Origin of the sequence: Streptococcus sp. SO4, assembly GCF_030440055.1 — a bacterium.
Taxonomy (GTDB): domain Bacteria; phylum Bacillota; class Bacilli; order Lactobacillales; family Streptococcaceae; genus Streptococcus; species Streptococcus nidrosiense.
This window is the reverse complement of record NZ_JAQFJI010000009.1, coordinates 99,829-106,436: the sequence shown is the minus strand read 5'-3', so window position 1 is coordinate 106,436 and position 6,608 is coordinate 99,829. Positions and strand designations below refer to the sequence as shown.

Genomic DNA, 6,608 nt, shown 5'->3' with positions numbered 1-6,608 from the left:
TTATCAGGAGTTTGTGCTACAAAAAAGGCTACTAGAGACGAGCCAGTAGCCTAATACAATTTTTTCACCTTCATTATATCACAAGGGGAGTCTTTTTGCGCTCTTTTGAGTTTTCGTATAAGAAATCGGTAATTCGTTAGAATTCGATTTCGTCGTCCCACCTCCGCACAGTTGAGTAGGGCTGTAAAAGCTGATGAAATCAGCGTAGTAGAGGCCACTCAACCACTGCGTCTTGATCGACAATCCAAAGACAATTGAGAGGCTAGGACTTTTGTCCCAGCCTCTCTCTTATTCTTTAGAGTTAATCTGCCTTCTAAAGCGAAACTTAGCTTCCTCTTTCCCAGAAGATGGCTAGTAAAATCATGGCCCCAAGAACTGATGGGATAATGGCTGTACCGCTTAGGCTTGGTCCCCAAGAACCAAAGAGTAATTGTCCTAGAAAGGCACCAATCCAGCCGAGGAACATTTTCCCGAAGCATCCCATACGTTCGCCACGATTGGTGATAGCTCCTGCTAGTAGTCCGATTAAAAGTCCGACAAACATACTTCCAAGCATAGATTCTCCTTAAATTGCCCAATCTCCATTGCGGAAAAGTGGTACGCGCGTTCCATCCTCACGGATACCATCGATATCCATTTGATTAGAACCAATCATAAAGTCAACGTGAACATCTGAACGGTTAAGTCCTGCAGCTTCAAGCTCTTCTTCGCTCATCTCTGCTCCACCAACAACGCTAGTTGCGTAAGCGGCACCGATAGCCAAGTGGTTCGAAGCATTTTCGTCGAAAAGAGTGTTAAAGAAGGTAATCCCTGACTGGGAAATTGGACTTGGATCTGGTACCAAGGCACATTCACCCAAGGCACGCGCACCAGCATTCTTAAAGACAAGGTCCTTCATAACCTGGTCACCCTTTTCAGCAGTAATATCAACGATTTGACCATTTTCAAAGGTTACTTTGATGCCTTCGATGATGTTTCCATTGTAGCTGAGTGGTTTTGTAGACGTTACATAACCATCTGCGCGACGGAAATCAGGAGCTGTAAAGACTTCTTCTGTTGGCATATTTGGCAAAAATCCTTCACCTTGGGCATTGATCGCTCCAGCTGATTCCCAGACGTGGTTCTTAGGCAAGCCAAGTGTCAAATCTGTTCCAGGCGCTGTATAGTGAAGGGCTGAGAATTGTTCTTTGTTCAGCATTTCCGCCTTGCTCTTCAAGATAGCTGCATGTTCTTCCCAAGCCTTAACTGGATCTTCCTCGTAGATACGGCAAGTCTTGAAGATTTGGTCCCAAAGGAGGTCCACTGCCTCTTCATCGCTCGCTGCATTTGGAAAGACCTTCTTAGCCCACTCAAGTCCAGCTGCGGCAGCTACAGTCCAGCTAACCTTGTTGGATTGAGTTGCGATACGCATTGGCTTCATAGCAATTCCCATAGCTTTAGCAGAAGCAGAGAGCTTTTCAGCGTCCACTCCGTTCAAGGCACCTGGGTCTGAAGAACGGACACCAAGACGACTTGCTTTGTTTTCAAGGAGGTAGTTCATCTCAGCAATCTTGTATTCGGGAACATTGTCCAAACGCTCCATCGGCGCGTGAAGGAATTTCTCACGGTTTACAAAGTCATCTGCCCATTGAACGATAACTTCGTGCGCTCCAAGTGCATAGGCTTCTTTGACGATTAAGTGAGCCAACTCACGTTGCTCCACATCGATAGAGAGAGCCAATGTATGACCAGGTTGCACGTTCACTCCGTTTGCAACCAAGAGCTTAGCGTATTTTTCTAGATTTTCTTTAAAATTTGGTAAAACCATCTTGTTTCTCTTTTCTATTTTTATTTCAAATCTTTGAGCATATTTTTCTTACTCAAAATTCTTCCCTTACTAGTATATCACATATATTAGCATTTTAAAAAACAAGCTCATTAAAGCTTGTTTTTAATTAACTAAAACAAAAGTCGTGTACATATCTTTCCACTTCTTTTTCCATAAATTGAATCTCACTAATATTCCATTTATTTTTTTTAGAAGTTATCTCTGCCATCATTTGTAATTTTAAACTCTGACGTTTGAAGATATCCTCTCTCTTCCATTGTGCTAGTTTAGACTCTGGATAAGAATTACCAAACTTAGAATTCTGACTATCTGTAATGATACAAAGATTGCCAAAGGAATGTAAAAACTCAGCAGGTAATTGGCTCTCTCCATCATGTCCATTTGGATTCTGAGGATACCAATGCTCTATGGAGCGACGATATGCAAATTTGAAATGATCAAAATTAATATCCTTGTACTCTTTCTCTAATTCGGCACGATTTTTCCATAAAACATAATCTACAAAGTTAAAAGCATAAACAGGAATTGCCCCATATTTTTTGATACTTTTATCTTCGGTAAACAATCTTTCCTCAGCATATCTCACTGCCATTTTTTCAAGAAAATCCTTAAACTGACTAGCAAATTCTGCTTGATTTAACTCTTCAATATGCTTGTAGAGAAATTGTAAAATCTCATATAACCAACGACTATCACGATTAGCAGTAAAGGTCACAGCAAACATGGATTGGAGGTGGATAATATTTTTATGTAAATTGTCAAAAGTATTTTTTTGAAAATTAATTCGAACATATTTCCATCCTCCATTTTCATTTCGTTGATATGTCTCATACTGACCTCGTTTTATTTGCCATTCTGTTTCATTTTCTAATTGGACATTTTTTACGATAAGCGTATCAAATATATGCTTCATAGTCAGAAGTAGTTGCCCAAATTGTTGGACCCATTCTCTATCTCGTCGTTCAATTTCAAAAATTTTCAATAATTTTTTATCATCAAATGTAGTTTCATTACTTCCTTCCATGATAAAAAACACTTGAAGCAAAAACGTTGGAAAATCAATTACAGTCGTATAATTTGAAATATCTGCTACATAATTTACTAAGCTACTGCTTTCATATTTTGTCTGAGCAATTGCATCTAGTAAACTCCGTTGCTCAATTTTTTTTACACTTATTTTCTCAAATACACTTTCCAATTTGAAGGTATTAAATTTTTCTCCAAAAATTTTCTCTCCCTCTTCAGCAGTATTATTTGGTCTGCTTCGGATTTGAAAAGCTTTTAATACCGGTTTATCAAACTCTGCACAGGCATCCCAGATTCTCGCAAATTTTTGTGCCATTTCTTGATCTTCACCAAATTTAGACATCATTTGTGCCTTAAGAATCTCATGAGCCTCTAGTTGTTCTCCTCGAGAGTTGAAACGTTCGAAATAAAGATTCAAATCTAAATCTTCAGGAAGGATACTCCGAAAAATGATGACATTCTCAAAAAGATAATCAACGAAAGACTGAGGATTAAGCTGGCGCTTCTCTAGCACTTCTTTCAATGCGTCTTTAGCATATCCGTAACCTCTAGTCAGCTCATTTTCATCGTCCTCAGAGATTTTTTGCTTAGTAAATAGTTTTTGAATATTCTCATTTGATTTCTTCCGAGCTGGGAAGGTAAGATTGACAGATTTCAATCTATCAAAACCAAACTCATGCTTCAAAGCTAAGGCAATCAAATTAAGGGCCGTTGTTCGCTGCTGCCCATCTATAATTTTGAAAAGGTCATTCTCTTTATTAACGACTAATGTTCCAATATAGTAATTGTCTCTATTTTCTTGAAAAGCATCTGCTACATCATTCAATAACTGCTCAATTTCATCATAAGTCCAAGCAAAATTTCTCTGATAAAGAGGAATAGCATAGGTATCTTCATTTAACAAACGATTCACTGATAAACTTATATGTGTTTCTACCATTTATCTTTTTCCTCTTCTATAATCTTGTCCACAGTATAATTTTCAAATAGCTCTCTATCTATCTTGATCATGAAATCATTCGGAGTGACAGCATGGGATAAAAGTTGAAATAGCTTTTGAGACTCTTTTTGTCTAAAACTTCCACCAGCGGCGTATTTCCCTACCGTTGCATCATATATAGCTTTAGACTTAACTCGAGGGTAATAAGACCAAATAAACAAGGTCTCTATTATCTCCTTTGATAGCTCATCTTTTCCAAATCTCTCTGCAAAAAGAGAGCAAATATTTAGAAACAGATTGTAGCATTTGAGATAGCGTCCCTTTGAGCTATTGTAAATGTTCAACATGCCTTCTGGGTAAGCTACATTTTTTTCTCCCTCTTCAGGCTCATCAGAAAATCCTAACCTTTCATTTAAGAAATCTATATGATCTTTAATAGTTTCATGAGCAGATTCAATATACTCAAAAAATTTACTTCCGTCAATGATTGGCATAGTAATGGACATAGGGAAGTTTTCAATATGACGATATAATTCTAGGTATGGAAAATTCTGATTCAAATCAACGCCTTTAAAGTCGTCAATATAATCCTCTGTAAATCGTAGATAAGAGCCATAACGCTTGTTTGTTAATCCTGTTTCTCCCCTAGACCACCGTCTCATACGGAAAAGATGTTTATCAAATAACTCTTTGAGGCTTAAATCCTTATCTTCTACAAATTGCTCCCACTTTTCAACAATCTTTTCATCTTCTGAATCTTGCTTGCGAAGATGATAGGCTTTGAGCAAATCATGAGGTTCTAAAGATTTACCACGATTATTCTGAGAATCAAATAACTGAAAGGCCTCTGATAATCGTTCCTGTGGCATAGTAATCACAGAGACAGAACAATTTTCCAATAAAAAATTGCAAATATCTTTGGCCTCCTTTTCGCCAACCAATTGAGTCAAATTTTCCCACTCATTATAATTTTCACTCGCATGATAGCAAGATATCTCTCCAAATTCAACACTTAGCAGTTGATTAGCACCTTTATAGTCCTTTAATTTCTCTAATAAATGAAGAAATAAAGAAATAGAAATTAGCCGTTGTTGCCCATCTACAATATCTAAGCGTCCTTCATTTTCATGTTCATTTTCATGCAGGATAACGGATCCTATCTGATATTCCTTTTTCCCCATAGCATCTCGTAAATCATAAAAAAGATTACGAATATGTTTTCTGTTCCATTTATAAGGTCTTTGATAAGAAGGAATCCGCAAATTTCCTTCTTTCAATAGTTCGCCAACCTTTTTAGAAGTAAATTGAATACTCATTTTATCCTCATCTATATTTATCTATCATTTCTTGAACGGTCCGCTTCATATCCTCTACTAAAATCCGAGGAGACAAAACAGTAACTGCTTCCCCTTGTCCCAGCAACCAGCGTTTAAGACCCGGTGTATGCTGACTTTCAAACTTAAAATGAGTCCAGCTACCATTTTTCCCAACTATTTTTGCATTTGGAAATTGATCCATCACAATAGTAGGATCGTACAAGAACTCAATTTCAATACTGATTTTCTTCCCGATAAAAGCGTCTACTCTCTCGTTACGAATGTCTCCATCTCTAAATTTATCTCGATAAGAAATAGAGGGTTTCTCTATATCACTATGAGACCAGGACTGGATACGGTCTACTCTTAAAGTAATATAAGTCTCATATTTCAACTGGTATACAACCAGATAGAAATAATGACTATCATAATAAAGAGAGACTGGCAAAACAGTCTGCCTCTTAGAAGACTCAGAATACGGGTTTTGATAGATAATATCTAGAACCTGTTCATGCAAAATAGCTTCCGATAAATCCCAAATTTTCTCTACTCTATCTTGCTGATCCGTTAAGGGAGTATAGTTAAGTTTTTCACTGCCAATGATCTGCTCAATTTCTTTCTGGTCATCACGAGGAACTAAGGCAAGTAAATTTTTTAGTAAGCTATCAATTTCTGGTTTATTCAGTGCTCGATTTTCCAATAAAATCTTTGAAATAACGAGAATATCCCTTTTATTAAAAACTGACTTACTTGATAGGCTATACTTATTCGTTTTACGACTATAAAACAATTCTCCACTAAAATCGGGATAACTGGATAAAATATCACGGAGTAGCGAAAAATCTCTCTGTATCGTCTTTTCACTAACCTCAAATTCCTGAGCCAGTTGTTTTTTTCCTAACGGAGTCCCAAACTGTAAGCGTAAAAAAATCGTTAGCAGTCTCTCTTGATCATTCATTTGCAGTCCTTCTTGTAATTTTTCAAGTAATGTTAAACTCGCCGTTATTCCCCACTTAAAACGCACAATCAAATGAGAATGAACACTTTTCAATTGATCTGGTTCAGAGTCACTAGAAAAAACCATTTGCTTATTCTTGTACTGTTGAGAATTAAAAAGATTTAAAAATTTTTCTTGAATAAGAATATCCTTTTCTCCCAATATCTGAATATCATCTACTATTAAGAGATCAAACTCCTCACTTCTAACTTTTTGTATTTCTAGCTCATTTTCTAATAAGTCTTCGGCAGAAATATATTTTACTCGCTTTTCTGGATTGTTCTCAAGAACCTTATTTCCAATTGCTTGCAGGAGATGTGTTTTACCTGAACCTGATGGTCCATAAATATAAAGGGGATTATAAAATCCTAAGTCCTCTACTACTGCTCTGGCTACTTTCTTTGCTGAATCATTACCATCATTTTCAAAAAAATTTTCAAATTGATATTTATTATTTAAGCCTGTATTGATCATCATTTAAACCTCTTTCTTTTTATGGTT

5 protein-coding genes and 1 pseudogene are annotated in these 6,608 nt (G+C 36.7%); all 6 read right to left on the bottom strand.

Translation table 11 applies throughout. The annotated features are described in order from the left end of the window. Positions 1 to 325: 325 nt before the first annotated feature. Positions 326 to 556 carry a GlsB/YeaQ/YmgE family stress response membrane protein gene (locus tag PCY08_RS06945; protein ID WP_045763100.1) on the bottom strand — a complete coding sequence of 77 codons (231 nt, stop codon included), beginning with the start codon at positions 554 to 556 and terminating at the stop codon, positions 326 to 328. Positions 557 to 565: 9 nt separating this feature from the next. Continuing rightward, positions 566 to 1,807 (bottom strand): aminopeptidase, encoded by a 1,242-nt coding sequence (locus PCY08_RS06940; RefSeq protein ID WP_301559892.1) that lies wholly within the window; start codon positions 1,805 to 1,807, stop codon positions 566 to 568. A gap of 127 nt (positions 1,808 to 1,934) precedes the next feature. After that, positions 1,935 to 3,794 carry a DUF262 domain-containing HNH endonuclease family protein gene (locus tag PCY08_RS06935; protein ID WP_301559891.1) on the bottom strand — a complete coding sequence of 620 codons (1,860 nt, stop codon included), beginning with the start codon at positions 3,792 to 3,794 and terminating at the stop codon, positions 1,935 to 1,937. Continuing rightward, positions 3,788 to 5,110, bottom strand: a complete 1,323-nt coding sequence (locus PCY08_RS06930) for a DUF262 domain-containing protein (protein ID WP_301559890.1) — start codon at positions 5,108 to 5,110, stop codon at positions 3,788 to 3,790. Before PCY08_RS06930 ends, PCY08_RS06935 begins: the two co-directional genes overlap by 7 nt. A 7-nt stretch (positions 5,111 to 5,117) precedes the next feature. Then, positions 5,118 to 6,068 (bottom strand): YafY family protein, encoded by a 951-nt coding sequence (locus PCY08_RS06925; RefSeq protein WP_301559895.1) that lies wholly within the window; start codon positions 6,066 to 6,068, stop codon positions 5,118 to 5,120. Between the two features lie 39 nt (positions 6,069 to 6,107). After that, positions 6,108 to 6,581, bottom strand: a pseudogene (locus PCY08_RS06920) (DnaA/Hda family protein); the annotation flags it as partial. Positions 6,582 to 6,608 lie beyond the last annotated feature (27 nt).

What these genes read in the sequence shown, in the direction of transcription:
- PCY08_RS06945 (WP_045763100.1), bottom strand. Translation starts at nt 556, where the DNA reads ATGCTTGGAAGTATGTTTGTCGGACTTTTAATCGGACTACTAGCAGGA.
- PCY08_RS06940 (WP_301559892.1), bottom strand. Translation starts at nt 1,807, where the DNA reads ATGGTTTTACCAAATTTTAAAGAAAATCTAGAAAAATACGCTAAGCTC.
- PCY08_RS06935 (WP_301559891.1), bottom strand. Translation starts at nt 3,794, where the DNA reads ATGGTAGAAACACATATAAGTTTATCAGTGAATCGTTTGTTAAATGAA.
- PCY08_RS06930 (WP_301559890.1), bottom strand. Translation starts at nt 5,110, where the DNA reads ATGAGTATTCAATTTACTTCTAAAAAGGTTGGCGAACTATTGAAAGAA.
- PCY08_RS06925 (WP_301559895.1), bottom strand. Translation starts at nt 6,068, where the DNA reads ATGAATGATCAAGAGAGACTGCTAACGATTTTTTTACGCTTACAGTTT.